Below are 26,293 nucleotides of genomic sequence, written 5' to 3'. Positions count from 1 at the left end.
ATGGTGGCCTGCCAGAAAAGAGGTGGTAAAGGTTTGCCGATCAGGTCTCAAACGCAAAGCCCACACCGTACACGGAGCGGATGCACTCCGCATCCTCTCCCAACACTGCCCGCAGCTTCTTGCGCAGGTTCTTGATGTGGCTGTCAATGGCGCGGTCGCTCACTTCCAGCGCGTCGGCATAGGCCAGATCCAGCAACTGGCTGCGCGGATAGATCTTGCCGGGATGGCGATGCAGGATGGACAGCAGTGTGTACTCGCGCCGCGTCAGGCCCAGGTCCTGGCCGCGCCAGCTGGCCTGGCAGGTGGCGTCGTCCAGCCGCCAGTCAGAAACGGCGGTGCCGCCTGCCATCGCTTCCGCCACCTGGTTGCGGCGCAGCACCACCTTGACGCGGGCAATCAGTTCGCGCGGAGAAAACGGTTTGCAGATGTAGTCGTCCGCACCCATCTCCAGGCCGATGAGGCGGTCCACCTCTTCCACCTTGGCGGTGAGGCAGATGACTGGACACAGCTGGCGCGCGCGGCATTCACGCAGAATGGTGAGGCCGTCGGTGCCCGGCAGCATCAAATCGAGGATGGCAAGCGCTGGTGGGCGGGCGATGGCTGCCGCCAGGGCTTGCGAGCCATCGGCAAAGTGCTCGACCTCGTAGCCCGCATGGTGCAGGTAGTCGGTCACGACCGAGGCGATATCGGCCTCGTCTTCGGCATACAGAATGCGGGGTTTGACGCTGTTCATGGGTTGGGGTCCATCAAGGGCAGGATCACGGTCATGCGCAGGCCGCCCAGTGCCGATGCACTGGCACGCAACTGGCCGCCATGGGCCTGCACGATGCTTTTGCAGATGGCCAGGCCCAGGCCCGAGCCACCGCTGGCGCGGCTGCGCGAGGCCTCCACGCGGTAAAACCGTTCAAAGATGCGCGGCTGGTCTGCCGGGGCAACACCTGGGGCACTGTCATCGATATGCAGTTCAATCCAGCGTTGCTGGCCGCTGGCGGCAGCAGCCTCATGCACGCTGGCACTGATGGCCACCGTGCCCGGCGCATCGGTGTAGCGCAGATTGTTCTCAAAAATATTGCCCAGCACCTGGTGCAGCTGCGCTGCATTGCCGTGTACCCAGGCAACCGGCAGGCTGTGCGCCAGGGTGGCCGCTGGCGGCAAGGCGATCTGGGCCTGCACAAAGCGCACCTGTACGGCGTCCACTGCTTCGGCCACGAGGGCTCGCAGATCCAGTGCCACGGCAGATGCCGCGCGCGGTGCGGTCAGTTGCAAGGCAGGAGCGTCTTGCGGGGCCTGCACTGCGAGCGTGGTGGGGATGGTAGCGCGCATGTCGGCCACCAGTTGGGTCAGCCGCATGATCTGCCGATGCAGGCGCTCGGCGGTGCTGGCATCAAACTGGCGGATACCATCCTGTATGGCTTCGATCTCTGCACGCACGGCGGCCAGGGGCGTGCGCAACTCATGCGCCACCTGGGTCAGCCATTCGTTCTGCTGGGCCTGTGCCTCGTGCAACTGCGAAGCCATGTGGTTGAAGCGGCGCGCCAACTGGCCCAGTTCATCGTCGCCTTCCGCGGCAATGCGGTAGTCAAGCTGGCCCTGCGCAAAGGCTTGGGCGCCTTTGGACAGCGCTTCGATCGGCCGGATCCAGCGGCGGCTGAGCCACCAGGACAGGGCGCCCGCCACCACCAGCCCCAGTCCGGCCGCAATGGCCAGAAATACCAGGTGTTCCTTCAGAAAGGCACTGTCGATCTGGTTCTTCAGATCAGCGGGCGGCCCCAGGGTCAAGGTACCGATCAACTGGTGCTTGCTGTCAAACAGCGGGTTGGTGGCACTGGCGGCCTGCGGTGCTACCCCGGCAATCAGTTGGCCTCTGGTATCGAGCAGGCCCAGGCGTTCATGCAAGGGGTGGCGCTCAATGGGTTTCAGATCGGGCGTGCGCAAAGGGCCTATCGTGGCGCCCCTGGGTTTGTTGTCGTCCGATGGGGGCGCTACCGGTATGGCGGCCTGGGCGCCAAATCGGGTCAGGGCGTTCCAGCGCTCAGGGCTGAGGCCTGACCAGCTTTGCTCCTTGGCATACTCCCGCCTGAGCTGGCTTTCCAGGTATTCCAGCCGTCCCAGTTCGATCTGCGCGACGTAAGGCGCCAGACCGCGTTGCAGGCTCCAGTACGAAAAGCCTGCAAAGCCCAGCAGCAGACCGAGCAGCAGCAGGACCATGGCAAGCAGGACGCGGGTTTGGAGGCGGTTCAAATACAAGCTGGAAAGTAGAGGGTAAAGGTAAAACGGGCAGACACAATGCCTGCCCGGCTATTCTCTTACACAGTGCGTGGTGTGTGCAGGAGTGTCGCAGGGGAGGCCCTCACGGACCGATAGAGGCTGTGCGCATGGCAACCAGCTGGTTGCCGGCTTTGCGGCAGATGGCTTTGGCTGCCTTGCCGTTGGCTACGGGCAAATCCACCTTGTCGCCTTCCTTCTTGCCCTTGCAAGCCTCAATGGCTTCCTTGGGCACGGCGGCTTTGGCGGCGGCAGTCGCCGCATGGGCGTTGCTGGACAACGTACCCAGCAACAGGGCGCCGGTCATGGCGGCGCCTGACAACAGCAGGCAACTCATTTCGATGGCTTTCATGCACATTCCCTTTCATCAAAAAGATGGCTCTGCGGGAAAACAAAACAATCTGCAAAGAGCAGAAGAACTGGAGTGTGTTTTGCACCTGGCTGCAGAGCCAATGGATGTACTTTAGAAGCCAAATGAGGAGGAAATTGGAGAGTGTCCGAGGAGCTTGTGACAAAGCGCAATCCTGCGCCAACCCCCATGCTGCCGTGCGTTGCGGGGGGGTGAGACCACGCGGGGTTTGGTTTGTCTGCGCAAAGTTATGCAAAGCGCAGAAAGGATGTGATGCGCATCAGGCAGAGGGCAGGCGCTGGAGATACGCCTCGGGGCCGAGGCCCGGCTTGCGTGCGGCAATGCGCTGAACCACGCGATCCGGGGCGGTGAGGCGCCCTTGCTCAAAAGCCACGATATGCCAGCCCGCACACACTTGCAACAGTTCACCAGGCTGAAGCAGGAAGTCGGCCCGCGAAGGCTTGCCAAAGGCTTCGTTGCCTGCGGCAAAGGTCTCGTACAGCAGCAGGCCGCCAGCGGCCACGCTGTCCAGAATATGCGGCCACAGCGGCCGCCACAGGTAGTTCGTCACCACCACGGCGTCAAACTGCTGATGGGGCAGCGGCCAGGGGCCGTTTTCGATATCGGCAACGATCCATTCGCCTTGGATGTCACCGCGCAACCCATCAATGGCTGCAGCGTCGCGGTCCAGGCCAGTCACCTGCAGGCCCAGTGACTGCATGTGGCGCGCATGACGGCCAGTGCCGCAGGCCACATCAAGCGCCGTTCCGTTCCGCAGAACCAGTGGTGCAAAGCGGGTAATCCAGGCGGAAGGAAGGCTGCCAGAGTGCATTTGCTATTAAAAATGGAGCTTGTTGCGCATAGTGGGTGGGCGCACAATACCGTTTTTCAAGCTACTAGAAGCAGGCCCACACATGGTCTGCCATCCGCACCATGAACTCGGGCTGCGTGTACAGCATGAAAACGGCAGCCAGCACCACAGAGGCAAGCGCCCAACCGCCTACCCGCAGCCACAGGCGGCGACGCGGTTCGGGCGGGGTGGAGGATGCGGTGGTCATGGTGCCGAGTGTACGCCCAGCGGCATTCAAGCAATGGCCGCGCTGCGTTGCACGGGGCTTTCCTTGACGGGCAGATTCACGAGGCCCGCGAAGATGCCCAACGCAATGGCCACGTACCACACTGCGTCATAGCTGCCCGTGTGGTCGTACAGATAGCCACCGAGCCAGATGCCCAGGAAGCTGCCGATCTGGTGGCTGAAGAACACAAATCCCGACAGCATGGACAGGTGCTGCACGCCAAATACCTGGGCGATCACGCCATTGGTGAGCGGTACGGTCGACAGCCACAAAAAGCCCATCACCGCTGCAAACACGTATACCGACCAGGGCGACAGCGGCACCAACAGAAAGATGATGATCGCCACGGCGCGGATGAAGTAAATGCCCGAGAGCAGGTAGCGCTTGGCCATGCGTTGGCCCAGCGATCCTGCAAGGTAGGTGCCAAAGATGTTGAAAAGCCCGATCAACGCCAGGGAATAGCTGGCCACGTGCGCAGGCAGTCCGAAATCCTTCAGGTAACTGGGCATGTGCACGCCGATGAACATGACCTGGAAGCCGCAGACGAAGTAGCCTGCAGTCAGCAGCAGAAAGCTCGGGTTCCTGAAGGCCTCTGCCACCGCCTGTGCAATGGTTTGCTGGTGGCCTGCGGCTGAAGCCTTCTTGATGGCATGGAAATTGGGCTCGCGCAGGGCAAAGGCCAGCGGCACGATGACCAGCACCAGCAGCGCGCACACCACCAGCGCGTTGTGCCAGCCCAGGCTGGCGATCAACTGGCCTTCAACCGGCACCATGAAGAACTGGCCGAACGAGCCTGCGGCAGCGGCCACGCCCATGGCCCAGGAGCGCCTCTCTGGCGGTATCTGTCGGCCGATCACCCCGTAAATCACCGCGTAGGTCGTTCCAGTCTGCGCCATCCCGATCAACAGGCCGGCCGTCAGCGCAAACAGTACGGTATTGGGAGCCCAGGCCATGCCTGCCAGGCCCAGTGCATACAGCAGGGCCCCAGCCACCAGCACCTTGGTGGCGCCAAAACGGTCGGCCAGCATGCCGGTGAAGATGCCGATCAAGCCCCAACTGAGATTCTGCACGGCCAGCGCAAAGGCGAAGGATTCACGCGTCCAGCCCATCTCCTGCGTGATGGGTTGCAGCCACAGGCCAAAACCGTGGCGGATACCCATCGACAGAGTGACCACGGCACCGCCACACAGCAGGACGCGGGCGATGGACAGATGTTGTGCGTTGTTGTGTTGCATATGCTTAGGCTGTCTCGTAATGACGGAATTGTTAACTGCAACGCAGCAAACCGGCTGTCACCCGTATATTGACCGGCCATGTTTCAGGCCCATTTGGGAGCCCAGCAAGGTTTTTGCACGCTCTGGAGCCAATCGTTAACAAGTTCTACCTGTTTATTCATACAGCTATCTACAATGGCAGCCGCTAGAATGGAAAGTTATGGCAAGCAAAAACACGTCTACCAGTGAATACGGAGAAGGCTCGATACGCGTCCTCAAGGGACTGGAGCCGGTCAAGCAGCGTCCGGGCATGTATACCCGCACCGACAACCCGCTGCACATCATTCAGGAGGTGATCGACAACGCGGCCGACGAGGCCTTGGCCGGGTTCGGCAAGAAGATCCGCGTCTACCTGCACACCGACGCTTCCATTAGCGTGGAAGACGATGGTCGCGGCATTCCGTTTGGCCTGCACCCGGAAGAGCACGCTCCCGTGGTCGAGCTGGTGTTTACCCGACTGCACGCAGGCGGCAAGTTCGACAAGGGGCAGGGCGGTGCCTACAGCTTTTCGGGCGGTCTGCACGGCGTGGGCGTTTCGGTTACCAATGCACTGGCTACGCGCCTGGAAGTGACGGTGCACCGCGATGGCTCTGCTGCCACCATGGCGTTCGCCGGGGGGGATGTGGTCGAGCCGCTGAAAGTGCGCGCGCTTACCAGCGGCGACCGCAAGCAGGGCACCACTGTTCGCGTCTGGCCCGATGCCAAGTATTTTGAATCCAGCCATCTGCCCATGGGTGAGCTGGTGCACCTGTTGCGCAGCAAGGCCGTCCTGATGCCGGGCGTGAGCGTGCAGCTCACCAACGACAAGACCCGCGACACGCAGACCTGGCAGTACAAGGGCGGTCTCAAGGACTATCTGTTGCAGACCTTGCCCGTGGACCCGGTCATTCCGGTGTTTGAAGGCGAGGGCTTTGCCGGCAAGCACGATGACAACTTCGCCGAAGGCGAGGGTGCGTCGTGGTGCGTGGCCTTTACCGAAGAAGGCCAGCCGGTGCGCGAGAGTTACGTCAACCTGATTCCCACCAGTGCGGGCGGTACGCATGAGAGCGGCCTGCGCGACGGTCTGTTCCAGGCGGTCAAGAGCTTCATCGAGCTGCATTCGCTGCTGCCCAAGGGCGTCAAGCTGATGCCCGAAGACGTGTTTGCCCGCGCCAACTATGTGCTGTCGGCCAAGGTGCTGGACCCGCAGTTCCAGGGCCAGATCAAGGAGCGCCTCAACTCCCGCGATGCCGTGCGCCTGGTCTCGGGCATGGTGCGGCCTGCTCTGGAGCTGTGGTTGCACGAAAACGTGGAATACGGCAAGAAACTGGCCGAAATCGCCATCAAGGCCGCGCAGACCCGCCAGCGTGCGGGCCAGAAGGTCGAAAAGCGCAAGGGCAGCGGCGTGGCCGTGCTGCCCGGCAAGCTGACCGATTGCGAAAGCCGTGACATCGCCTACAACGAAGTCTTCCTGGTCGAGGGGGATTCGGCGGGCGGCAGTGCCAAGATGGGCCGTGACAAGGAAACCCAGGCCGTGCTGCCGCTGCGCGGCAAGGTGCTCAACACCTGGGAGGTGGACCGGGACCTGCTGTTCAAGAACACCGAAGTGCATGACATTGCCGTTGCCATTGGCGTGGACCCCCACGGTCCCAATGACGAGGTTGACTTGAGCGGCCTGCGCTACGGCAAGATTTGCATTCTCTCGGATGCGGACGTGGACGGCTCGCACATCCAGGTGCTGCTGCTGACGCTGTTCTTCAAGCACTTCCCCAAGCTCATCGATGCAGGCCATGTCTGTGTGGCGCGGCCGCCGCTCTTTCGCGTGGATATTCCCGCACGTGGCAAAAAACCGGCGGCCAAGCTGTATGCACTCGATGAGGCTGAACTCAAAGGCATCTTCGACAAGGCTGCCAAGGACGGTGTGGCGCGCGAGAAATGCAAGGTCAGCCGCTTCAAGGGCCTGGGTGAGATGAATGCCGAGCAATTGTGGGATACCACTCTCAACCCCGACACCCGCCGCCTGCAGCCGATAATGCTGACGCACTCCGACCTGCAGCAGACGCAGCAGGTGATGGGCCAGCTGATGGGCAAGGGCGAAGCCGCCGCGCGGCGCGATCTGATGGAGATTCACGGCAACGATGTGGAGATCGACGTCTGATTCCATTCCCCAGCCATCCGATGACTCTGCCGGCTTCGTTCGTCGTGCTATAGCACTGTCTTCGCTTCGCCTTCGGGTATTCGCATGGTTGGGAACCGGAACAAGGCAGCCACCACCGCTTTGGCACCACACGGCGCCGCATAAATAGATAAAACCATTGCTGGCGCCCGTCTATCAAGCGCAGAAAGCTATCAAAATATGAGTGAACAAACCGGTTTGGACCTGTTGTCCAACACACCGCCGGATGACGGCGGCAGTCTTGATCTGGGCAACTACGCCCAGCGCGCCTACCTGGAGTACGCGCTTTCGGTCGTCAAGGGCCGGGCGCTGCCAGATGTGTGCGACGGCCAGAAACCCGTGCAGCGCCGCATCCTGTACACCATGGCGCGCATGGGCCTGGGATTTTCGGGTGCCAATGCAGCGCACGGCGCCGCTCCCGCCAAGAGCGCACGCGTGGTGGGCGATACCATGGGCAAGTACCACCCGCATGGCGACTCGGCCATCTACGACGCCATGGTGCGCATGGCGCAGGATTTCTCCCAGCGCTACCCGCTGGTTGATGGCCAGGGCAACTTCGGCAGCCGCGATGGCGATGGCGCAGCAGCCATGCGTTATACCGAAGCGCGTCTGGCCAAGATCACCACCTTGCTGCTTGACGAGATCGACATGGGCACCGTCGACTTCGTGCCCAATTACGATGGCAAGGAAGAAGAACCTGCCCAGTTACCCGCACGCCTGCCCTTTGCGCTGTTGAATGGCGCCAGCGGCATTGCCGTGGGCCTGGCAACCGAAATCCCCAGCCACAACCTGCGTGAAGTGGCTGATGCCTGCGTGGCGCTGATCAAGAGGCCCGCGATGACGGATGCCGATCTGCACGCCATCGTTCCCGGCCCCGATTACCCGGGGGGCGGCCAGATCATCAGCAGCGACAAGGACATTGCCGATGCCTACCGTACCGGCCGAGGCTCCATCAAGGTGCGCGCGCGCTGGACGATTGAAGAGCTGGCGCGCGGCCAGTGGCAACTGGTGGTGAACGAGCTGCCACCCGGCGTCTCTTCGCAGAAGGTGCTCGAAGAGATCGAGGACCTGACCAACCCCAAGGTCAAAACCGGCAAGAAAGCGCTGACGCAGGACCAGACCCAGCTCAAGGCCACGGTGCTGTCGGTGCTCGATGGCGTGCGCGACGAATCGAGCAAGGACGCGGCGGTGCGTCTGGTGTTCGAGCCCAAGACCGGCAAAACGCCACAGTCCGAGCTGATCACCTGCCTGCTGGCACACACCAGCCTGGAGACCTCGTCTTCGATCAACCTGACGATGATCGGCATCGACGGCAAGCCGACGCAGAAATCGCTACGCCAGATGCTGGAAGAGTGGATCGAGTTCCGCCAGACCACCATCACCCGCCGCTCGCAGCATCGCCTCACCAAGGTGCTGGACCGTATCCACATCCTCGAAGGTCGCCAGCTCGTCCTGCTGAACATCGACGAGGTGATTGCCATCATCCGCGCCAGCGACGAGCCCAAGGCTGCGCTGATGGCACGCTTTGACCTGACGGAGCGCCAGGCAGATGACATTCTGGAAATCCGCCTGCGCCAATTGGCGCGCCTGGAGGCGATCAAGATCGAGCAGGAGCTCAAGGAATTGCGCGAAGAGCAGGGCAAACTCGAAGACATTCTGGCCAATCCCGCTTCGCTCAAGCGCCTGATGGTCAAGGAAATCGAAAGCGACGCCAAGCAGTTTGCCGATGCGCGCCGTACCTTGATCCAGGAGGAGAAAAAAGCGGTTGCCGAAGTCAAGGTGGTGGATGAGCCCGTCACCGTTGTGGTGTCCGAAAAAGGCTGGGTGCGTGCCCGCACCGGCCATGGCCACGAGACTGGCAGCTTCAGCTTCAAATCGGGCGACACTCTGTATGGCACCTTTGAGTGCCGCACGGTCGACCAGCTGCTGGTGTTCGGCAGCAATGGTCGCGTCTACTCGATTCCCGTGGCGGCCCTGCCGGGCGGGCGGGGCGATGGCCAGCCAGTGACCACGATGATGGAGCTGGAGGCAGGCACGCAGATCCTCTACTACTTTGCCGGGCCGCTGCCCGCCAGTCTGCTGCTGGCATCAAGCGCTGGCTACGGCTTTACTGCGCAGGTGGAGAACATGGTTTCGCGCCAGAAGGGCGGCAAGGCCTTTGTCACGCTGGCCGACGGCGATACGCTGTGCCGTCCCTCGCTCGTGTCGGGCACCAATGGCAGCGTCGAGCTGCCCGATGCCACCCATGTGGTCTGTGCCTCGGCGGGCGGACGCATCCTCACGTTCGATATCACCGAGCTGAACCAGATGGCCAACGGCGGCAAGGGCCTCAAGCTGATCGATCTGGAGGGCAATGACCGCCTGGCGGGTGCTGCCGCCTACACGCGCAGCATTCGCATCGAGGGCGTTGGCCGTGGCGGCAAGGCGCGCGAGGAAACGCTGGAAATCCGCAGCCTCAACAACGCCAAGTCCAGCCGCGCCAAGAAGGGCAAGGCGGCGGACCTGGGCTTCAAGCCGAACGCGGTGTTCCGCGTGGAGTGACCGATGGGGCCGGTGCGGCCCTGTCGTCATATCATGCTCAAAAAAGAGAGCTGCTTGCGCGCTCCCATTCATGATCTCCTCATGACAAGGATTGGAGACCGGGGAGAGAAAGGCGCAGGCAGCTCTTATTTTTATTGGCGAAAACCTTCAGCACCTGCGGGCGTCCGACACTGCACAAGGCAGACCGCTTGGAGGCTGGCTGAATTCGCTATGTGCTCGCGGCACGTACCGCAAAAGCTCTCGAAGATTCTAAGAATCGCCCCGTCTTTATTCAGTCAGCGAGCGACTGCTGGCTCCATGCCAGTACTACGAACGATTGGGGCTGCTGCAGGAGCTGCGAGAAAGCGTATGAGGTGGGTAGCAGCATCGGGATTTTTCGCAGCTGTCGCAACGCCGGCAGAGAAAAATACACGCTGCTGAGCTTCATCGGGCAGAGATCCTACAAACTCAAGCTCCTTAAAAGGAAGAAGTTCGCTTACCTGCTGAAATCCAATGTCGGCGTCTCCACGCAAGACAACCGCACCCACGCGCTCGCTCAAGATTCTGGTGGCCTTGCCCTTGATCTGCTCGGCAACTCCAAGGCGCGGAAATAACTCATTGGAGAGATAGGTGCCGCTGGCGCTTGCAGAGTAAGCGATGCTTTTGGCGTCCAATAGGGTTTGTTTCAGGGCTTCAACCGTACTGATATCTGGCTTGGGTGTCCCCTTGCGCACGCTCATTCCGATCATGGAACGGGCAAGATCCATGCGAGAGCCTTTCTGGACCTTCCCCTGTGTGATCAACTGCTCCAAGCCTGAGTCCGCCAGGATGACCACATCGAAGTGCTCTCCACGCGCAAACCTGCTAGGAATTGAGTCAGGCGCATTGCCAAGAGAGGCGCCACGCGAGGTGATGACCTTGTAGCCGGTGGCTTGCTCGTACAGCGGTACAAGCTGGTCATACGCGGCAGAAAATCCGCCAGAGGTAATCACGCGAATCTCGGTCGGATGGGTGGCGGATGGGCTGGCACACCCCGCCATGAGCCCCAAACTCAGCACTCCGCCCAGTACCGCTCCTAGCATGCGACGGCGCAACGTAGAAACGGAATGATTGCGACGATTGAAGATAGGCAAGATTTGTCTCCTTATATTTATAACCAGTGACCATCAGGTCTGGCTAATCATTCGATGGTGATTTTGCGTTCCCGGATAATGCGCCCCCACTTGGCATATTCCTCGGCGATGAATTTCCCAAGCTCCTCGCGCTTGCCGGGTGCTGCTGTCTGGCCATGTTTGAGCAGGTTGTCACGAACTTCGGGGGTGTTGAGCACCTTGACCAGCTCGATGTTCCAGCGATCCAGCAGAGGTTGAGGCGTTTTTGCGGAGGCCAAAAACGCGTACCAATTTGTGGCGTTGAAGCCGGGGTAGCTTTCCGCCACCGTTGGAACATTGGGCAGGTAAGCGGGACGCGTCAGGCCAGTCGTGGCAAGCGGTACCAGCTTGCCTGACTCAATGTGCGGAAGAGCTGTCGGTGGAGCCGCATAGAACGAGACCACGCGCTCGCCAAGCACGTCTTGCAAGGCAGGCGCTCCTCCCTTGTAAGGCACATGCACGGTATTTATATGTGCCACATCATTGAGCAGTTCGCCTGCCAGGTGGGAGGCCGATCCAGGACCCGTTGAGGCAAAATCCAGCTTTCCGGGCTCGCGTTTGGCTCTGGCAACATAGTCGCCCAATGTCTTGATTCCGCTGCCGGCTGGAACTACGAGAACATTGGGGAAGACCACTCCCATGGTGATCGGGGCCAGATCCTTGAGAGGGTCGTACCGCAACTTCATCAAATGGGGAGAGATGGTAAGAGGCCCAATGGAGCCAAACAGCAACATCGAACCGTCTGTAGGACCATTCGCAACCTGGGCATGCGCAAGATTTCCTCCGGCTCCAGGTTTGTTATCTACCACCACATTCTGGCCTGTGTTTTCGCTCAGCTTCTTCGCAATGATGCGTGCGGCGATGTCGGCAGAGCCTCCAGCTGCGAAGCCCACAACCATGACGACAGGTTTCTTGGGCGGAAAGTCTTGCGCTTGGCTGACGGTCGTAGCGAAGCAAAGGCCAGCGGCGAGGACGCCTGTGACCAGCAAGTTGGGCTGTTTCATGTTGTCTCCAATGTCTGCAGGGAGGAACCCGGCTTTTTCAATAGACGCGATCCTAGGTACTGAGTGTTATTCTGTAAATTGCAATTTACAGAGGAACTATTGCATGGGGCGCATCAAATTCGATATGGGGGAGTTGGAGGCTTTTGTAATGACGGCTGAGAAAGCAAGCTTTCGCTTGGCTGCAGATGCGCTTTTTCTGTCCCCACCAGCCCTCAGCAGACGGGTGGAGCGCCTTGAGTCGGCACTGGGTGCAAGGCTGCTGGAGCGCACAACACGACATGTGGAGCTCACCCCCGTGGGGCAGGAGTTTTTGCAAGAGGCACGTAGAGCCTTGGCAAGCCTTGAGGAGGCCATTCAGCGGGTAGATGATCAGCAAAAGCTTCGCCGGGGGCGTGTGATAGTTGCGTGTATACCTTCTGTGGCCACAAATTTGCTTGCGCCGGTCTTGAAGGCATTTGCACAGGATCAACCGGAAGTCCAGGTACATGTCATGGACGAAGGTGCCAAGCAGGTTCTAGAAGCTGTAAGGCAAGGGGTAGCAGATTTTGGATTGAGCTTCACTGGCAGTCAGGAGCCGTCGCTCCAGTTTGATGCATTGACCAGCGAACGCTATGTACTGGCCATGCCACGAACCCATCCTTGGGCGAACCGGGAGCAAGTGGATTGGTCAGAATTAGCTGGCCAACGTTTGGTATCGGTCTCACATCAAAGCGAAAATCGCGTGCTCCTTGATCAGGTCATTGCCCAGCTTTCGCACCGGCCTGTTGCTTGGTATGAGTGCAACCACCTCGCAGGCGCATTGGCTTTGGTGGAGGCCGGTTTGGGACTTGCCGCGATACCTCAGCTGGCACTGCGGCCAGATCATGCGCAGCTTTGTGGTGTACCGCTAACCGCGCCTCAAGTATGGCGCACGATTGGTTTGCTGCGGCGGCGTGACCGTACGCTCAGTCCCTCTGCTCAGACGCTGCATACGTGCCTTTTGCAGGCATGCCGTTCGCACTGAATAAGAATGTACCCACCTCTCGCCGTTCCACAACGGGCCATCACACCGCAGGCAGCAATGCCCGCAGGTGCTCCACGAACGCCTTCACACCTTGCGGCAACTGGCGGCCCGTCAGCGTTTGCAGTTCAATGGAGCGGGCATTCATGCCACGCTCGCGAATGGCCGCCGTATGCAACTGGCCCCGGCGCACATATTCGCGCACGGTTACCTCGCCGCCCAGCGTGAGCCCGCCGCCGTGCAGCACAAATCGCACCAGGGCATCGAACTGGCTGCTCTCCAGCACCGGTTCAAACTCCAGCCCGCGCTGGCCGCAGGCAATGTCAAACAGCTGGCGCGCGGTGTTGCCTTCGTCCAGCAGGGCAATCGGGTAGGGATGCATCTGCGCGAGCGTCACGCTGGCAAAGCGGGCCAACGGGTGATCGGGCGGCATGATCGCAATCACGGGCGAGCTCTGGCGGTGTTGCACATCGATATCGCGCACTGCGGCGCGGCTGTAGGTGAGGCCGATGTCGGCGTCTCCGTTGCGCACGGCATGGGTCACCTCGGCAGGTGATGCGGCAGCGAGCTGAAACCGCATGCCTGGGTGCTGGTTGCGAAAAGTGGCCATGGCATGGGGCAGAAACTCGAAGGCAAACCCGGCGGATGCGACCACGCGGACATGGCCACGGCGCAACCCGTGCAAGGCCTGTATGTCCGACACCACCTGCTCCGCCTCCAGCGCGTGGCGCCTGGCATGGTGGGCCAACAACTCTCCTGCGGCACTGGCCACCATGCCTCGTGGCCGGCGCTCGAACAAAGGGGTCTGCAGCACTTCTTCAAGCGACGCGATCTGGCGGCTGACGGCCGATGCCGAAACATTGAGCCGCAGCGCGGCCTCGCTCACCGAGCCGCTGCGCACCACTTCCAAAAAGTAGCGGATGGCGGTGTCCTGTAGATGCTGAGACGTTCGCATGGCCTGCTTTGCAAAAAACGCAACGATAACCGCAGAAAATTGTGATTGTCGGAAAGTGGATGTTTCCCTATGCTGAATTTTCAAGACATCCAGGAGACGGACATTCAATGAGCGAGCACCCTGTTTCTGCCAGCTCCGGCATTGTGGAACTCAGCGCCACCCAGCTATCCGCAGCCATCCATCGCAAAGAGATTTCCTGCACCGAGGTGCTGCAGGCCTTCTGGGCGCAGATGGATCGGCTCAACCCGCAGGTCAATGCCTTGGTGGCGCCCATGCCCCGCGAGCCGCTGCTGGCGCAGGCGCGCCAGCTTGACGAGGAGTTGGCGCGCGGCCACAGCCGGGGCCCGCTGCATGGCTTTCCGCAGGCGCCCAAGGACATCTCACCCGCTGCAGGCATGGTCACCACAAAGGGCTCGCCGATCTTCGCAGGCCAGGTGACGCAGGCGGATGCGGTGGTTTTCGAGCGCATGCGCGCTGGCGGCGCACTGTTTGTGGCGCGCAGCAATTCGCCCGAATTCGGGTTGGGTGGCCACACCTACAACCCGGTCTACGGCACCACGCGCAATGCCTTCGATCCCGCGCGCTCGGCGGGAGGCAGCAGCGGCGGTGCAGCCGTGGCCGTGGCCTTGCGCATGCTGCCGGTGGCCGATGGCTCGGACATGATGGGTTCGCTGCGCACGCCGGCCGCATTCAACAACGTCTATGGCCTGCGCACCTCGGTGGGCTGTGTGCCGCACGGGCCGGGCGATGAGGTGTTCTTCCAGCAGTTCAGCGTGGCGGGGCCGATGGCGCGCAATATTCCCGATCTGGCGCTGCTGCTGTCGGTGCAGGCGGGGTTTGATGCACGGTTGCCGCTCACGCGGCGCAGCGAGGGTGCGCAGGACTGGGGCGGGGCGCTGCCGCGCGATTTTCGCGGAGCGCGCATGGGCTGGCTGGGCGATTTGGGCGGGCACCTGCCCACTGAGCCTGGAGTACTTGATGTATGCCGCGCTGCACTGCATGCGTTCACGGATATCGGCTGCACGGTGGATGAGGTGGTGCCGCCTTTCGACATGGAGCAGCTGTGGCGCGCCTGGATCGACCTGCGCAGTTTCAGCGTGGCGGGCGCCAATGCGGCGCTGTACGACGAGCCGGCCAAACGTGCATTGCTCAAACCCGAAGCCGTGTGGGAGATGGAGCGTGGCCGCGCGCTGTCCGCCATGGACATCTATGCGGCGGCACGCGTGCGAAGCGCCTGGTATGAGACGCTGCGGCGGTTGTTCGAAACCTACGATTTCCTCATCCTGCCTGCCGCCCAGGTCTTTCCTTTCCAGGCGGAGCTGGACTGGCCCAAGACCGTGGGTGGCAGCACCATGGACACCTACCACCGCTGGATGCAGGCGGTGGTTCCCGCCACCATGGCGGGCCTGCCAGCGCTGGCAGCACCTGCGGGCTTCAGTACGCAAGGGCTGCCTGCAGGCTTGCAGATCATCGGACCTGTGCAGGCCGATCTGGCCGTGCTGCAGATGGGCCATGCCTACGACCAGGCCAGCGGCCATGCGCGCGTGGCAAGTCCGCTGCTGGCTTGATCTCGTGTTTCCAGAAAGCGTATCTTCCTAAGGAGATTTTCACCATGGCCTTGTCCCGCTCCCGCTTCCTCATCTGCATGGTGGCCAGTGCTGCTGCACTGGCGCTGCCACCAGCCCTCGCGCAGCAGCACTATCCCGATCGACCGATCAAGCTGGTGGTGCCCTATGCGCCCGGCGGCGCGACCGACATTCTGGGCCGCCTGCTGGCTACATCACTGGGTGAGAAGCTGGGCCAGCCCGTGATCGTGGACAACCGCCCCGGCGCCAGTACGGCCGTGGGGGCGGGGCTGGTGGCCAAGGCGCAGCCCGACGGTTACACCCTGCTGCTGGGGGCGGGCTCGACGCTGACGATGAACCCCGTGGTGCGCAAGACGCTGCCCTACGATCCGCAGCGCGGCTTCACCATGCTGGGCGTGGTGGCCGACATGGGTCTGGTGCTGGTGGCCAACAACGAGGTAAAGGCCAATACCCTGCAGGAGCTTGTCGCTGAATCGAAAGCCGCGCCGGACAAGTTCTCGTATGGCACTTTCGGCACGGCGTCATCGGTGCATTTTGGGGGCGAGCTGCTCAAGTCCGCCACGGGATTGAGCATGCTGCACGTGCCCTTCAACGGCAGCTCGCCCAGCCTCACCGCGCTCATGGGCGGGCAGGTGCAACTGGCCGTCGATACGGTGGTGGCGACCACGCCACTGATCAAGTCGGGCAAGATCAAGCCGATTGCCGCACTGGGTGCCAAGCGGCTGGCCCTGCTGCCGCAGGTGCCGACGGTGGCCGAGAGTGGCTACCCGGGTTTTGACATGAGTACCTGGTTCACCTTCATGGCGCCAGCCGGCCTGCCCGCGCCGGTGCAAAAGAAGCTGGAACAATCACTGGCCGATGTGATGGCCGTGCCCGAGATGCAGCGCAAGCTCGTGGACATTGGCCTGACACCCGCCTGGGGGCCGGGTGCGGCACTGCGCGAGCGTGTGGAGCGCGAGCTGCCACTGATGCGCGAGGTGGCGCAGCGGGCCAATATTCAGGCAGAGTGAGCGCCTGTTGTCGGGGCCAGGGTCGGTATCAGTATCCAAAAGATAGCTGCTGGCACATAGGGGAAAAGCGCTGGCAGCTATTTTTTTGGTTTTTCAGGAGATCAGGCGACCTGTGCATGGAAGGCCTTGTTGGCGATCTTCCAGCCCTGCTCGGTCTTGAGCAGCACGAAGTAGTCGGTGAAGGTGATATTGCCGTGCACCAGGGTGACCTTGGCGCTGGCCGCCGTGCCCACGATATCGAGCGTATCGATGGTGCGGCGGCGTGTGGCCTCGTCGGCGGCGGGGGTGTTCTTGAAACGCTGGCAGTAGGTATCGAGGTCCCACGATGTCAGCGGGCCTTCGCGAACGCTCTCCAGCCGCGCGGTGGGCATGAAGGCGGCGCGCATGTGCTCGGCACTGTCTTCGGCATGGCCGCGCATGTACAGCTCCAGCGGTGCGCGCACAGCGGCCTCTTCGGGATGGCTGGTCAGACGGGTGGCGGTGTTGCTCATGGTGCTGTCTCCTGGGAAATCGTTAGGGAATCGGTGGGAAATCTGCCGCAGGACCATGAACACGATCCTGAAAGGCGCTCATACAGGGCAGTACGGCGCCCTGCGGCAGGTATGCGAAGCGATGGTAGTGCGCGCAGGCGCTGCGATTAGCGCCATTGCGGTCATCAGTGCTTAACGTAGGTTTTTCCACCACAGCGCATTGCTGCGCGGCAGGCCAACGGTCAGCACCTCGCCGATTTCCGGGGTTGCCAGCGCGATGCCGCGCTGCTGGGCCAGCGCCTCCAGGCGGTCCAGAGGATCGCGCCAACTGTGCATGGCCAGGGCAAAGGTGCTGTTGTGCACGCTGTAGAGCACTTGGCCGCGCACATCGATGAAGGCCTGCACGGTTTCCTCAGGCGTCATGTGTACCGAGGGCCAGTAGGCATCGTAGGCGCCGTTTTCCATCAAGGCCACATCCATGGGTCCGAGCTTTTCGCCAATGGTCTTGAAGCCGGGGAAATAGCCTGAATCGCCGGTATAGAAAATGCGCTGGCCCCCCGCCTGCAGCACCCACGACGCCCAGAGCGTGCTGTTGCGGTCGTTGAGCGTGCGGCCTGAGAAATGCTGCGAAGGCGTGGCCGTGAGGGTGACGCCGGCGTGCGCATCGGCCTGCCACCAGTCGAGTTCGGTGATGCGGTCCGCTTCCACCCCCATGGCACGCAGGCGGGCACCGACCGCCAGTGGCACGAAATAGCGCTCTACCTTGCCGAGCAGAAACTTGATCGTGGGCTCGTCCAGATGGTCATAGTGGTCATGCGAGAGCACGAGGCCTGCAATCGGTGGCAACTCCTGCAGCGGCAGCGGCGTGGGGTGAAAGCGCTTGGGGCCAATGAAGCTGAAAGGCGACACGCGCTCGCCAAACACCGGATCAATCAGCCAGTAGCGGCCCTGCAGCTTGAGCAGGTGCGAGGAGTGGCCCAGCCGGATGATGTGGTTGGCGTCGTCCGGCAGCGCCTGCAACTGCGCCTGCGTCACTGGCTGCACGGGAATCGGGTCTAGCGGCACGGTGCCGGTTTTGTCGCCGAACAGAAAACGCGACCAGATCTGCAACCCGCCTGCGTGGGGCTTGATGTCGGGGTTGGGGCCGTTGCGAAAGCGCTGGTCCTGCGCCGAATACTGTTGCGAGGCTTGGTAGCGGCGCTGGCTTTCTTCGTCGGGAGTGGATGCGCATGCGGCAATGGAGCAGGCGGTGGCGACCAGCCAGCCGCTGCGCAGGCGTTTGAATCCGCTGCGGGGACTGGCCGTGGCGGGGGAAGGCGAGGGGGAGGGTGTGCTCATGGGACAGGTGTCGAGTTCTGCGGACCATGATAGCGGCCTGAAAAAAAGCCGCAGGTGTGCGGCTATTGGCTCCGGTTTTCCATGCACAGAGGCTATGCCAGTGCCTTGCGCCCCACGGCCTGGATCAACTGGTTCAGCCGCGCATATTGCTGCTGGAACACCTCATCCGCCTGGGGTTGCGAGTTGATCGGCTGGCGCACATTGCGGCCTTCGGATTCGAGCTTGCTGCGGATGGCAGGCGTTGCCAGCGCGGCAGAGACTGCATTGCGCAGTACGGCAGAGCGCTCTGGCGGCGTGCCCTTGCGCACAAAGTAGCCGCCTCCGATCGTATGCTCGAAATCGGGTGTGTGCCGGCTTGCGGAGATGAGTGGCAGGTGTCTGATGGGCTCGGGCAGCGTCTTGGAGAAGCTGGTGAGAATGCGCAGGCGGCCCTGCTGCTGCATGCCATCGAAGCTGGTCTGGTACGGCAGGATGGCGAAATCCACCTGTCCGCCAGCCACATCCTGCAGGGCCGGTGCTGCACCCTTGTAGGGCACGTGCAGAAAGGGCAGCTTCAGCTGCGCTGCCAGGGCATCGCCCATCAGGTTGTACATGGAGTCGATGCCCACCGTTGCGTAGGTGAGCGGTTTGTCCTGGCGCTTTTTGGCAAAGTCGATGAATTCGTCGTAGGTGCGGGCGGGCAGGTCGCTCTTCACCAGCAGCACGATGACGGCATCGGTGGTGGGGCAGGCGAAGCTGAAATCCTGCGGTTTGTAGCGCGCAGCCGGGTTCAGCATGGGGGCCAGAAAGACTTCGTTGGCCGAGCCGTGGAAGAAGGTATATCCGTCGCTGGGTGCGGACAGCACCTTGCCAGCGCCCAGCAGGCCGGTGCCGCCGCCGATGTTCTCGACGATGACCTGCTGCTGCAGCGTCTTGCCCATGGATTCCGCAAAGATCCGCGCTGCCACGTCGCTGGCGCCGCCTGCGGGATAGGGAACGACCAGACTCAACGGCTTGCTGGGGAATGCATCGCTGGCCCACGCAAGCGGTGTGATGGCCGACAGACCGGCAAGGCCCGCCGTGGCGCCCAGGCCCTGGATGAAATGGCGGCGATGGATGTGCTGCATGAAGGCTCCGGAAAGATGTGCAGATGCGCGGGGGCGACAGGGGCTAGCGCAGATAGCTCTGGACGAGGTGCGACCAGAAGGCGGCGCCAATGGTCAGGGCCTTGTCGTTGAAGTCGTACAGCGGGTTGTGCACCATGCAGCCGCCATCTTCGCCAACGCCATTGCCCAGGCGAATGTAGGCGCCGGGGCGCTTTTGGAGCATGTAGGCAAAATCCTCGCTGCCCATGGTGGGCGTGCGCTGGCTCACATTGTCGGCGCCCAGCAGGCGGATGGCGGCCTCGCGGGCGTATTCCGTCTGCGCGGGATGGTTCACCAGCACGGGGTATTTGTGCAGGTAGTCGATCTCGCAGTTCAACTGGTAGCTCTGGGCCTGGCCTTCGACAAACTGGCGGATGCGCTTTTCGACCAGCGTGCGCACTGCGAGGTCGAGCGTGCGCACGCCGATTTTCAGCAACGCAGATTCGGGAACGATGTTGTAGACTTCGCCCGCCTGGATGGAGCCGACGGTGATCACTGCCGCGTGCAAAGCATCGATTTCGCGGGTGACGATGGATTGCAGGCCCAGCACGATGCTGGCTGCGCACTGCATCGGGTCGATGCCATGGTGGGGCATGGCGCCGTGGGCGCTGCGGCCATGCAACCGGATGGTGACGCGGTCAAACGAGGCCATGGCAGGGCCCGGGCTGATCGCCATCTTGCCAACGGGCAGGCCGGGGGCGTTGTGCAGGGCGTAGATTTCGTCGCAGGGAAAGAGGTCGAACAGGCCTTCATCCACCATGCGCAGCGCGCCGCCTTCGTTCTCTTCCGCAGGCTGGAAGATCAGGTTCAGTGTGCCGTTGAAATCCACAGACTGGGCCAGGTACCTCGCAGCGCACAGCAAGATGGCGGTGTGGCCATCATGTCCGCAGGCATGCATCTTGCCGGGCAAGGTGCTGGCGTAATCGAGGCCCGTGCGCTCCTGGATGGGGAGTGCATCCATGTCGGCGCGAATGCCGATGGCCTTGCTGCCATTGCCCTTGGTCAACTGGCCCACAACGCCCGTAGAGCCCAGGCCGCGATGTACCTTGTAGCCCAGGCCTTCGAGGGTGCTGGCGACCAGGTCGCTGGTTCGCTGTTCTTCAAAAGCCAGTTCTGGGTGGGCGTGGATCGATCTGCGAATCGAGACGAATTGCGGTGCAATTGCTTCCACGGAAGACAGGAGACCGGCGCTGGCAGGGAAATCTTGAGACATGGCGTGTGCGATGGCGGGCGGAGAGGGTGTCTGGCATTGTGGGGTGGAGTGCCGGGACGCTTTGTCACTCAATGGACAAAAGGAGTGTCCTGAGTGGCCAGGGCTGCAGATGCAAAAAACGCCGAGAGCAAAAACGCAAAAAACGCGCCCGAGGGCGCGTTTGGATCTGAAGTGTGAAGTTTGAAGCCTGGATTCAGGCGCTTCAGCGAGTCGCTTTCATTCCACTTCGGCAATCAGCTCGATCTCGACGCAGGCACCACGGGGAACCTGTGCCACGCCAAATGCGCTGCGGGCATGGGCGCCTTTTTCTGGGCCGAACACCTGGGCGATCAACTCGCTGGCGCCGTTGGTGACAAGGTGCTGCTCGGTGAACTCGTCCGTGCTGTTGACCAGGCTCATCAGCTTGACGATGCGCTTGACGCGGTTGAGGTCTCCGCCCACGGCTGCCTGCAGGGTGCCCATCAGGTCAATGGCAACTGAGCGCGCGGCCAGCTTGCCTTCGGCAGTGTCGATGTTCTTGCCGAGCTTGCCTGCCCAGGGTTGCCCATTCTTGCTGGCGGTGTGGCCGCTGATGAAGACCAGGTTGCCGGTCTGTGCAAAAGGGGAATAGGCTGCAGCGGGCGTGCGCACCGGGGGCAGCTCGATGTTCAGGGCTTTGAGTTGGTCGTAAACGCTCATGGTTGGTGTCCTGCTGATGGTCAAGGAAAGGAATGCCTGCAAATCAGTTTTGCTATCAAATTTGCATGCTTGCCGCACATCGTACCAGCCCCGTTTGCCGTTTTTCTATGCAAAAAGGCAGCGGCGCCATGCCCAAAAGGCATTGGCGCCGCTGGCGTAGGCCTGGGGCCCGGGTATCAGGCCAGCTCGGCGATCAGCTCGATTTCCACGCAGGCGCCGAAGGGGATCTGTGCCACGCCGAAGGCGCTGCGGGCATGGGCGCCTTTTTCAGCGCCAAACACTTCGGCCATCAATTCGCTGGCGCCGTTGGTGACGAGGTGCTGCTCGGTGAAATCGCTGGTGCTGTTGACCAGGCTCATCAGCTTGACAATGCGCTTGACACGGTTGAGGTCACCGCCCGCTGCGTGCTGCAAGGTGCCCAGCAGATCAATGGCCACGGCGCGCGCGGCAAGCTTGCCTTCTTCGGTAGTGATGTTGCGACCAAACTGCGCCACCCAGGGCTTGCCATCCTTGCGCGCTATGTGGCCGCTCAGGAAGACCATGTTGCCGGTCTGCACATAGGGCACATAGGCAGCAGCGGGAATGGCCAGCGGCGGCAGGCTGATGTTCAAGGCTTGGAGTTGGTCGTAAACGCTCATGGAGTCCTCGGTGGTTGGTGGGGGCAGCAGAGCTGCGCCGATTGCAGAAAGCGCCAAGTGTGGCACAAATGCATACTGCTTCCCAGCACAGGCGATGACCTTCGTCATGAATGTCTACCGTTCGTCTGCTCAGGGGGCCAACCCTTGGAAACACGGCAATGGTGATGCCTAGCATGGCACCATGCCAAGCGCCTTGTCACCGTCTCCACGCTCTTCCGTGCAGGGCGCAACTGCGTCTTTTTCGGGGTGGCAGCCTCTGGCATGGCTTTGGGGTATTGTGCTGGGCGCCACATTACAGCTGCAGCAATCGGAGCTCTACCCGCAAGCGGTGTATGGATGGGCGATGGGCCTGGGCACATTGGCAAGCGCCTGGTGTATAGGGCGCGCTGGCGCATGCAAAAAACACCGTGGATGGCGCCGTTGCGCCGATCACTTGGGCGCAATGCTGGCAGCTTGCGCGCTGGCCTGGGGGCTGGCGGGCTGGCAGGCCTCGCAGCAGATGACGCTGCGGCTGGATCCCGCGCTGGAAGGGGCAGATCTGCTGCTGCAAGGCACCATTGTTGCCATGCCACAGCAAACGGCCCTGGGGCAGCGCTTTCGCCTGCAGGTTGACACGGCGGAATTTGCCGGGCGACCGGTTGCAGTGCCGCCGTTGGTCGATCTCGCATGGTATGCACAGCCCGCTGCGAATGCTCTGCGTAGTGCTGCACCAGCGGGGGCTGCAGCCATTCCTGTGCTGGCGGCCGGACAGCGCTGGCGCTTGCCGGTGCGGCTCAAGGCGCCCCACGGCAGCGCCAACCCGCATGGGTTTGACTATGAACTGTGGATGTGGGAGCAGGGCGTACACGCTACGGGCTATGTGCGCTTGCCAGCGGGCGCTCGGGCCGGTGGCAGCCGGCAGGCCGGTCCGCAACTGCTGGAGGCTGGCAACGCACATCCGGTGGAACGCCTGCGGCAGCATGTGCGCGACGCCATGGTGCACCGGCTGGCGCCGGTTGCCGAGGGCAGGCGTGCAGGTGGCGATGGGGGCTGGGAGGATGCGGAGACACGGCGGGCCCGTATTGCTGGCGTGTTGGTGGCATTGGTCACCGGCGAACAGCGCGTTATCGACCGCGAAGACTGGCGTGTCTTTCGCACTACTGGTGTGGCACATCTGATGGCGATTTCGGGCCTGCACATCACCGTGTTTGCCTGGGCTGCTGGCATGGTGGTGGGCTGGTGCTGGCGCCGCAGCAGCCACCTGTGCCTGTGGCTGCCCGCGCCACAGGTGGCCCTGGTTGCCGGGGTGCTGAGCGCTTTTGCCTATGCCGTGTTCAGCGGCTGGGGAGTGCCTGCGCAGCGCACCGTGCTGATGCTGGCGATGATCGCCATGCAAAGGCTGGGCGGCAGGCCATGGCCCTGGTATGTGACATGGCTGATGGCGTGCAGCGCAGTGGTTCTTTTTCAGCCCATGGCTCTGCTGCAAGCAGGGTTCTGGCTCAGTTTTCTGGCTGTGGGCATTTTGTTTGCTTCGGATATAGGAGCGGGCGGTGCCCATGAACTCTCTGCTGGGCGGCTACAGGGCACCAAGCGCCGGTTGCTGGCACTGTTGCGCGAACAGTGGATCGTGACGGTGGCCATCACGCCACTGTCCCTGTTGCTGTTTGGCCAGGTCTCGGTGGTTGGCCTGCTGGCGAATGTGCTGGCCATACCGTGGGTGACCTGGGTGGCGACGCCTCTGGCATTGCTGGGCGTGGTGCTGCCCCCGTTGTGGGATCTGGCTGCCTGGGCCATGCAGATACTGATGGTGTGGCTGGAATGGCTGGCGCGCTGGCCGCACGCTGCGCTGTGGCTGCCTGCCGCGCCATGGTGGGCGGCGGTGGCAGCCATGGCGGGCGGCATCTTGCTCGCATTGCCGCTGCCGTGGCAGCTGCGCGTGCTGGGCCTGCCATGCCTGCTGCCCGCACTGTGGTGGCAGCCGCTGCGCCCCGTCGAGGGGCAGTTCAGCCTGCTGGCGCTGGATGTGGGGCAGGGTCAGGCGGTGCTGGTACAGACGGCCCGCCACAGTCTGTTGTATGACACGGGGCCCGTCTACGGCCCGGGCAGCAATGCGGGCGACCGTGTGGTGGTGCCAGCCCTGCGTGCGCTGGCGGCGCAAGGGCGTGAATCGGGCGTGCTGGACATGCTGGTGCTCAGCCATGGTGACAGTGACCATACCGGCGGCAGCGCTGCTGTGGCAGAGCAACTGCGACCTGCGCAGGCCATGGGCTCTCTGACCTTGCAGGAGCGCAGCCAGTCAGGTTTGCAGGCGCTGCCCTGGCGCGACTGTGCTGCGGGTCATTCCTGGAGCTGGGATGGGGTGCAGTTTGAAGTTCTGCATCCCGATGGCCCTTTGCCGGCGGATGAACGCATCGCGCGCCAGCGTTCAGGCAATTCGCGCAGCTGTGTGTTGCGCATTCAGGCTCAGTCCTACCAGGGCCATGCGGCAGCCGCATTGTTGCTGGGTGATCTGGAAAAGCAGCAGGAGCAGCTGCTGGTGCAGCGAGGCGCCGTGCTTCGTGCAGACCTGATGCTGGTTCCACACCATGGCAGCAATACCTCGTCAAGCCTGCCGCTGCTGGCTGCCGTAGGTGCCAGCCGGGCCGTGGCGCAAACGGGCTATCGCAACCGGTTTCGTCATCCAGCAGCCCCCGTGGTGCGGCGGTATGCAGAGCAACGCATCCGGTTTCACTCCACGGTGGAGTGCGGCGCTGCATCGTGGCAGTCCACCTGGCCGGTGGCATTGCAATGCCAGCGCCAGACTCGGCCGCGGTATTGGCAGCATAGGGTGCACCAGTTTGGTGCAAATTCAGAGCGTGTTGACAGCGAGCCCCTATCGGAGCGCGCTGCCTCCCCTGCAAAATCCATAGGGGATGGCAATGAAGCCTTCATACCCGATGAAGGTTAGTACCTAGCTGGCGGTGGCGCGAAACTTGCTAAGCTGATTCCGTGAGAAAGGACATGTCGATGCAGAAATTTGATGAGATGTACCAAGGGCTGCCATACGCCACGGGGGGCGAGCGGGTGCATTACCAGACCTACGCCAAATGGCTCAAGGAGCAGCCTTTCGACAAGATGCAGGCATTGCGTGAAGAGGCCGAACTGGTGTTCCGCCGTGTGGGCATCACTTTCGCGGTCTATGGCGAAAAGGACGAAGATGGCTCGGGCACGGAACGGCTGATTCCGTTCGACCTGATCCCGCGCATCATTCCCTCGCACGAATGGCGACAGATGCAAAAGGGCCTGGTGCAACGGGTAACGGCCCTCAACCGGTTCATCCATGACGTCTACCACGACCAGGAAATCCTGAAAGCCGGCATCGTGCCGCGCGATCTGGTGCTGGACAACAGCCAGTACCGGCCCGAAATGCAGGGCGTGAATGTGCCGCTCGACATCTACGCGCACATGGCAGGTATCGACATCGTGCGCGCGGCCGAAGCCGACGGAAGCGGCACCTACTATGTGCTGGAAGACAATCTGCGCGTGCCGTCCGGGGTGTCGTACATGCTGGAAAACCGCCGCATGATGATGCGGTTGTTTCCCGGGCTTTTCAGCAGCCATGCCGTAGCACCTGTGGCCCACTACCCCGATTTGCTGCTCGATACCCTGCGCGCCAGTGCTCCCGCCCACGCCGTCAACAATCCGACGGTGGTGGTATTGACGCCAGGCATGTACAACAGCGCTTACTTCGAACATGCCTTCCTCGCTCAGCAAATGGGGGTGGAACTGGTGGAAGGGCAGGATCTGGTCGTGCGCGATGACATGCTCTACATGCGCACCACGCAGGGGCTGCAACGCGTGGATGTGATCTACCGCCGTGTGGACGACGATTTTCTGGACCCGCAGGTCTTCCGCCCCAATTCCACGCTGGGCTGCGCGGGCCTGATGCAGGTGTACCGCAAGGGCAATGTCGCCATCTGCAATGCGGTGGGAACCGGCGTGGCCGACGACAAGTCGGTCTACCCTTATGTGCCCGACATGATCCGTTTCTACCTGGGGGAAGAGGCCATCCTGAAAAATGTGCCGACCTGGATGTGCCGCAAGCCGGATGACCTGGCCTACGTGCTGGACCATCTGGATGAGCTCGTGGTGAAGGAGGTGCACGGCGCTGGTGGCTACGGCATGTTGATCGGACCGGCTGCCACGCGCGCAGAAATCGAGGAGTTTCGCGCGGTGCTCAAGGCCAAGCCCAGCGGCTATATCGCGCAACCCACCCTCAGCCTATCGAGCAGCCCGACCTATGTGGAAAGCGGAATTGCGCCGCGCCATATCGATCTGCGTCCCTTCGTGCTCAGCGGCAAGCAGGTGCAGATGGTGCCGGGTGGGCTGACCCGTGTCGCTCTCAAGGAGGGTTCGCTGGTCGTCAACTCGTCGCAAGGCGGAGGCACCAAGGACACCTGGGTGCTGCGCGGCCCGGAGGATGACTACAGCGAGTGGGAGGGCGGCCAGCAGTGAGGCTTGCACGCACC

The 26,293-nt window shown here is 62.2% G+C and carries 22 protein-coding genes; 7 read left to right on the top strand and 15 right to left on the bottom strand.

The genetic code is table 11. From position 1 onward, the window contains the following. Nucleotides 1–40: 40 nt before the first annotated feature. The 6 genes from ACH2DG_RS03400 to ACH2DG_RS03375 form a co-directional block, all read right to left on the bottom strand. The gene (locus tag ACH2DG_RS03400; protein WP_395024295.1) at nt 41–733 is read right to left on the bottom strand and encodes a response regulator; all 693 of its coding nucleotides are present in this window, start codon (nt 731–733) and stop codon (nt 41–43) included. Then, nucleotides 730–2,241: an ATP-binding protein gene (locus ACH2DG_RS03395; RefSeq protein WP_395024294.1), complete on the bottom strand. Its 1,512-nt coding sequence runs from the start codon at nt 2,239–2,241 to the stop codon at nt 730–732. The genes ACH2DG_RS03400 and ACH2DG_RS03395 overlap by 4 nt, the downstream gene beginning before the upstream one ends. 109 nt (nt 2,242–2,350) lie before the next feature. Then, nucleotides 2,351–2,617 (bottom strand): hypothetical protein, encoded by a 267-nt coding sequence (locus ACH2DG_RS03390; RefSeq protein WP_395024293.1) that lies wholly within the window; start codon nt 2,615–2,617, stop codon nt 2,351–2,353. 277 nt (nt 2,618–2,894) lie between these two features. Further along, nucleotides 2,895–3,446 carry a class I SAM-dependent methyltransferase gene (locus ACH2DG_RS03385; RefSeq protein WP_395024292.1) on the bottom strand — a complete coding sequence of 184 codons (552 nt, stop codon included), beginning with the start codon at nt 3,444–3,446 and terminating at the stop codon, nt 2,895–2,897. A gap of 64 nt (nt 3,447–3,510) precedes the next feature. Beyond that, nucleotides 3,511–3,672, bottom strand: coding sequence for a hypothetical protein (locus ACH2DG_RS03380; protein WP_395024291.1), 162 nt, complete (start codon nt 3,670–3,672; stop codon nt 3,511–3,513). Nucleotides 3,673–3,698: 26 nt separating this feature from the next. Continuing rightward, entirely contained in the window at nt 3,699–4,925 is a 1,227-nt protein-coding gene (locus ACH2DG_RS03375) for an MFS transporter (protein ID WP_395024290.1), read from the bottom strand. Nucleotides 4,926–5,124: 199 nt separating this feature from the next. On the opposite strand from ACH2DG_RS03375, the gene ACH2DG_RS03370 reads away from it, so the two are divergent. Both ACH2DG_RS03370 and parC read left to right on the top strand, forming a co-directional pair. After that, nucleotides 5,125–7,101, top strand: coding sequence for a DNA topoisomerase IV subunit B (locus ACH2DG_RS03370; RefSeq protein ID WP_395024289.1), 1,977 nt, complete (start codon nt 5,125–5,127; stop codon nt 7,099–7,101). A gap of 198 nt (nt 7,102–7,299) precedes the next feature. Next, entirely contained in the window at nt 7,300–9,660 is a 2,361-nt protein-coding gene (gene parC, locus ACH2DG_RS03365; protein WP_395024288.1) for a DNA topoisomerase IV subunit A, read from the top strand. Nucleotides 9,661–9,935: 275 nt separating this feature from the next. Here parC and ACH2DG_RS03360 read toward each other — a convergent pair whose 3' ends face one another. Together ACH2DG_RS03360 and ACH2DG_RS03355 are read right to left on the bottom strand one after the other, a co-directional pair. Then, a complete protein-coding gene (locus ACH2DG_RS03360) occupies nt 9,936–10,679 on the bottom strand; it encodes a substrate-binding domain-containing protein (RefSeq protein WP_395024407.1) in 744 nt (247 codons plus the stop codon). Between the two features lie 140 nt (nt 10,680–10,819). Next, on the bottom strand, nt 10,820–11,794 hold the full coding sequence (locus ACH2DG_RS03355; protein WP_395024287.1) for a Bug family tripartite tricarboxylate transporter substrate binding protein: 975 nt from the start codon (nt 11,792–11,794) through the stop codon (nt 10,820–10,822). Between the two features lie 103 nt (nt 11,795–11,897). Between ACH2DG_RS03355 and ACH2DG_RS03350 the strand changes: the two genes are divergently transcribed. Continuing rightward, entirely contained in the window at nt 11,898–12,797 is a 900-nt protein-coding gene (locus ACH2DG_RS03350; protein WP_395024286.1) for a LysR family transcriptional regulator, read from the top strand. Between the two features lie 40 nt (nt 12,798–12,837). On the opposite strand, the gene ACH2DG_RS03345 is transcribed toward ACH2DG_RS03350, so the two are convergent. Then, nucleotides 12,838–13,749 (bottom strand): LysR family transcriptional regulator, encoded by a 912-nt coding sequence (locus tag ACH2DG_RS03345; RefSeq protein ID WP_395024285.1) that lies wholly within the window; start codon nt 13,747–13,749, stop codon nt 12,838–12,840. A gap of 107 nt (nt 13,750–13,856) precedes the next feature. Between ACH2DG_RS03345 and ACH2DG_RS03340 the strand changes: the two genes are divergently transcribed. Both ACH2DG_RS03340 and ACH2DG_RS03335 read left to right on the top strand, forming a co-directional pair. Further along, nucleotides 13,857–15,317, top strand: coding sequence for an amidase (locus ACH2DG_RS03340; protein ID WP_395024284.1), 1,461 nt, complete (start codon nt 13,857–13,859; stop codon nt 15,315–15,317). Between the two features lie 44 nt (nt 15,318–15,361). Continuing rightward, nucleotides 15,362–16,345 carry a Bug family tripartite tricarboxylate transporter substrate binding protein gene (locus ACH2DG_RS03335; RefSeq protein ID WP_395024283.1) on the top strand — a complete coding sequence of 328 codons (984 nt, stop codon included), beginning with the start codon at nt 15,362–15,364 and terminating at the stop codon, nt 16,343–16,345. Nucleotides 16,346–16,446: 101 nt separating this feature from the next. Here ACH2DG_RS03335 and ACH2DG_RS03330 read toward each other — a convergent pair whose 3' ends face one another. The 6 genes from ACH2DG_RS03330 to ACH2DG_RS03305 form a co-directional block, all read right to left on the bottom strand. Beyond that, nucleotides 16,447–16,836: a nuclear transport factor 2 family protein gene (locus tag ACH2DG_RS03330; protein ID WP_395024282.1), complete on the bottom strand. Its 390-nt coding sequence runs from the start codon at nt 16,834–16,836 to the stop codon at nt 16,447–16,449. Nucleotides 16,837–17,007: 171 nt separating this feature from the next. Then, entirely contained in the window at nt 17,008–18,153 is a 1,146-nt protein-coding gene (locus ACH2DG_RS03325) for an MBL fold metallo-hydrolase (protein ID WP_395024281.1), read from the bottom strand. A gap of 92 nt (nt 18,154–18,245) precedes the next feature. Next, on the bottom strand, nt 18,246–19,259 hold the full coding sequence (locus ACH2DG_RS03320; RefSeq protein WP_395024280.1) for a Bug family tripartite tricarboxylate transporter substrate binding protein: 1,014 nt from the start codon (nt 19,257–19,259) through the stop codon (nt 18,246–18,248). A gap of 43 nt (nt 19,260–19,302) precedes the next feature. Then, nucleotides 19,303–20,490, bottom strand: coding sequence for a M20 aminoacylase family protein (locus ACH2DG_RS03315; protein WP_395024279.1), 1,188 nt, complete (start codon nt 20,488–20,490; stop codon nt 19,303–19,305). Nucleotides 20,491–20,706: 216 nt separating this feature from the next. Continuing rightward, the gene (locus ACH2DG_RS03310; protein WP_395024278.1) at nt 20,707–21,168 is read right to left on the bottom strand and encodes a RidA family protein; all 462 of its coding nucleotides are present in this window, start codon (nt 21,166–21,168) and stop codon (nt 20,707–20,709) included. Between the two features lie 176 nt (nt 21,169–21,344). Next, nucleotides 21,345–21,806 (bottom strand): RidA family protein, encoded by a 462-nt coding sequence (locus tag ACH2DG_RS03305; protein ID WP_224151739.1) that lies wholly within the window; start codon nt 21,804–21,806, stop codon nt 21,345–21,347. 181 nt (nt 21,807–21,987) lie between these two features. Here ACH2DG_RS03305 and ACH2DG_RS03300 point away from each other — a divergent pair, with 181 nt between their 5' ends. Both ACH2DG_RS03300 and ACH2DG_RS03295 read left to right on the top strand, forming a co-directional pair. Then, nucleotides 21,988–24,732: a DNA internalization-related competence protein ComEC/Rec2 gene (locus ACH2DG_RS03300; protein ID WP_395024277.1), complete on the top strand. Its 2,745-nt coding sequence runs from the start codon at nt 21,988–21,990 to the stop codon at nt 24,730–24,732. 59 nt (nt 24,733–24,791) lie between these two features. Further along, nucleotides 24,792–26,279, top strand: coding sequence for a circularly permuted type 2 ATP-grasp protein (locus tag ACH2DG_RS03295; protein WP_395024276.1), 1,488 nt, complete (start codon nt 24,792–24,794; stop codon nt 26,277–26,279). The last annotated feature ends 14 nt before the right edge of the window (nt 26,280–26,293 follow it).

The sequence above is a fragment of the Comamonas odontotermitis genome, from assembly GCF_040396735.1.
Lineage (GTDB): Bacteria > Pseudomonadota > Gammaproteobacteria > Burkholderiales > Burkholderiaceae_C > Comamonas > Comamonas odontotermitis_C.
The sequence above is the reverse complement of the archived record's forward strand: the minus strand, read 5'-3'. Positions and strand labels throughout refer to the sequence as shown.

What these genes read in the sequence shown, in the direction of transcription:
- ACH2DG_RS03400 (WP_395024295.1), bottom strand. Translation starts at nt 733, where the DNA reads ATGAACAGCGTCAAACCCCGCATTCTGTATGCCGAAGACGAGGCCGAT.
- ACH2DG_RS03390 (WP_395024293.1), bottom strand. Translation starts at nt 2,617, where the DNA reads ATGAAAGCCATCGAAATGAGTTGCCTGCTGTTGTCAGGCGCCGCCATG.
- ACH2DG_RS03385 (WP_395024292.1), bottom strand. Translation starts at nt 3,446, where the DNA reads ATGCACTCTGGCAGCCTTCCTTCCGCCTGGATTACCCGCTTTGCACCA.
- ACH2DG_RS03380 (WP_395024291.1), bottom strand. Translation starts at nt 3,672, where the DNA reads ATGACCACCGCATCCTCCACCCCGCCCGAACCGCGTCGCCGCCTGTGG.
- ACH2DG_RS03375 (WP_395024290.1), bottom strand. Translation starts at nt 4,925, where the DNA reads ATGCAACACAACAACGCACAACATCTGTCCATCGCCCGCGTCCTGCTG.
- ACH2DG_RS03370 (WP_395024289.1), top strand. Translation starts at nt 5,125, where the DNA reads ATGGCAAGCAAAAACACGTCTACCAGTGAATACGGAGAAGGCTCGATA.
- parC (WP_395024288.1), top strand. Translation starts at nt 7,300, where the DNA reads ATGAGTGAACAAACCGGTTTGGACCTGTTGTCCAACACACCGCCGGAT.
- ACH2DG_RS03360 (WP_395024407.1), bottom strand. Translation starts at nt 10,679, where the DNA reads ATGGCGGGGTGTGCCAGCCCATCCGCCACCCATCCGACCGAGATTCGC.
- ACH2DG_RS03355 (WP_395024287.1), bottom strand. Translation starts at nt 11,794, where the DNA reads ATGAAACAGCCCAACTTGCTGGTCACAGGCGTCCTCGCCGCTGGCCTT.
- ACH2DG_RS03350 (WP_395024286.1), top strand. Translation starts at nt 11,898, where the DNA reads ATGGGGCGCATCAAATTCGATATGGGGGAGTTGGAGGCTTTTGTAATG.
- ACH2DG_RS03345 (WP_395024285.1), bottom strand. Translation starts at nt 13,749, where the DNA reads ATGCGAACGTCTCAGCATCTACAGGACACCGCCATCCGCTACTTTTTG.
- ACH2DG_RS03340 (WP_395024284.1), top strand. Translation starts at nt 13,857, where the DNA reads ATGAGCGAGCACCCTGTTTCTGCCAGCTCCGGCATTGTGGAACTCAGC.
- ACH2DG_RS03335 (WP_395024283.1), top strand. Translation starts at nt 15,362, where the DNA reads ATGGCCTTGTCCCGCTCCCGCTTCCTCATCTGCATGGTGGCCAGTGCT.
- ACH2DG_RS03330 (WP_395024282.1), bottom strand. Translation starts at nt 16,836, where the DNA reads ATGAGCAACACCGCCACCCGTCTGACCAGCCATCCCGAAGAGGCCGCT.
- ACH2DG_RS03325 (WP_395024281.1), bottom strand. Translation starts at nt 18,153, where the DNA reads ATGAGCACACCCTCCCCCTCGCCTTCCCCCGCCACGGCCAGTCCCCGC.
- ACH2DG_RS03320 (WP_395024280.1), bottom strand. Translation starts at nt 19,259, where the DNA reads ATGCAGCACATCCATCGCCGCCATTTCATCCAGGGCCTGGGCGCCACG.
- ACH2DG_RS03315 (WP_395024279.1), bottom strand. Translation starts at nt 20,490, where the DNA reads ATGTCTCAAGATTTCCCTGCCAGCGCCGGTCTCCTGTCTTCCGTGGAA.
- ACH2DG_RS03310 (WP_395024278.1), bottom strand. Translation starts at nt 21,168, where the DNA reads ATGAGCGTTTACGACCAACTCAAAGCCCTGAACATCGAGCTGCCCCCG.
- ACH2DG_RS03305 (WP_224151739.1), bottom strand. Translation starts at nt 21,806, where the DNA reads ATGAGCGTTTACGACCAACTCCAAGCCTTGAACATCAGCCTGCCGCCG.
- ACH2DG_RS03300 (WP_395024277.1), top strand. Translation starts at nt 21,988, where the DNA reads ATGCCAAGCGCCTTGTCACCGTCTCCACGCTCTTCCGTGCAGGGCGCA.
- ACH2DG_RS03295 (WP_395024276.1), top strand. Translation starts at nt 24,792, where the DNA reads ATGCAGAAATTTGATGAGATGTACCAAGGGCTGCCATACGCCACGGGG.